This is a genomic window from Streptococcus sp. SR4 (genome assembly GCF_000517725.1).
GTDB classification, from domain to species: Bacteria; Bacillota; Bacilli; order Lactobacillales; family Streptococcaceae; genus Streptococcus; species Streptococcus salivarius_F.
This window is the reverse complement of record NZ_AZYW01000027.1, coordinates 1-1729: the sequence shown is the minus strand read 5'-3', so window position 1 is coordinate 1729 and position 1729 is coordinate 1. Positions and strand designations below refer to the sequence as shown.

Genomic DNA, 1729 nt, shown 5'->3' with positions numbered 1-1729 from the left:
ACAGGCCAAACACGCGAAGCTGTAACTACAGACCAAGCTGCCAATGAAGCTGCATCAGCTAACGAAACTTCAAATAGTGAAACCAATGTTACCGGTGGTCAATACTATAGAGACGAATATGGCTACTGGCATTACAAAGATGCTAGCGGTAAAAACCTGACTGGACCACAAACTATTGATGGCGTTAAGGTCTATTTCAATCCAGGCGGTGTTCAGGTTAAAGGGGGATTTGGCTGGGACGGTCACTATTATGACAAAGATTCTGGTGCTCTTGTTACTAATAAATTCGTTGAAGAATATGGTAGAACCTATTACGTTGATGAAAATGGTAATAAGGCAATTGGTTCCAAAGAAATTAATGGAGCATGGAATTATTTTGATAAACACGGGGAACTAATTACAAATAATTTTGCTCCTGATGGCCGTTATTATGACAAATATGGTAAGCAAGTGGATTTCGGAAGAAACCGCTATTTCGAATTAAACGGGGAATGGTACTATGCTGGAAATGATGGTGCTATTTTAAAGGGACCACAAACCATCGATGGCGTTAAGGTCTACTTCCATCAGAATGGTATGCAGGCTAAAGGGTATTTTGTTAAAGATGAGGAAGATAATAAATCTCGATACTACGATAAGGATACTGGTGCTCTTGCCACCAATCAATATGTTATCGCTTACAATCCTTACAAACATCGAATTGAGCGTTATTATGTTAACGACCAAGGAATTCGGTTAACTGGTCCTCAAACAATTGACGGTAAACAAGTCTACTTCGATACCTACGAGGGAAGCCAGGTTTTCGACAATTTTGCTGACGATGGCTACTTTTACGATCAAGACGGTAATCGTGTCAACCTTGGTATCAATCGTTATGTTCAGGTCAAAGGCAACTGGTACTATGTCGGTGAAGATGGAAAAATCTTGAGAGGTGAGCAAACTATTGACGGCGCTCACGTTTATTTTGAATATGGTGGCAAACAGGTTAAAGGAGATTTTGACTATAAAAATCAATTTCACGATAAAGACTCTGGAAATTTAGTTACTAATCGTTTCGTTACCGTTAATGACAAGACCTACTTCATTGGAGCCGATAGCAAAGCTATCAAAGGAGCAACAGTCATTGACAACACTGAATACTTCTTTGACGAGAAAACCGGAGCCCAAGTCAAAGGAAATTTCGCTAGTAACGATAAATATTATGATGGAATCACTGGTGCTCTCGTAATCAATAGTTATGTCCAAGTCGACAAAGACTGGTATTATGTAGACAATGACGGTAAACGACTTAAAGGATCTCAAACCATTAACAATGTTCCTGTATACTTTGACCCTTATGATGGTAAACAAGCCAAAGGTGTCTTTGGTAACGATGGCTACTTCTACGACAAAGATTCTGGTGCTAAAGTAGACCTTGGTACCAATCGCTACGTTTACATCAACGATAACTGGTACTATCTTAATGGAGAAGGAAAAATCCTTAAAGGCTCACAAACCATCGACGGGGTACAGGTTCACTTTGATCCATATTATGGCAATCAGATTAAAGGAGAATTTACCGATAGTAGTGGGTATGTGGTTAAAGCAAACTCCTACACTAGCCCAGTTAAATTCTACGATAAAGATTCCGGCGCTCTTGTAAAAAATCAATACTTCAACCATAATGGTAAATGGTACTATGCAGATGCAGAAGGTAATATCCTTAAAGGCTCACAAACCATTGATGGGG

General features: G+C 39.4%; 1 pseudogene. It reads left to right on the top strand.

What is annotated here, in order from left to right:
* Window positions 1–1729: pseudogene (locus HMPREF1519_RS03665) on the top strand (glucosyl transferase); the annotation flags it as partial.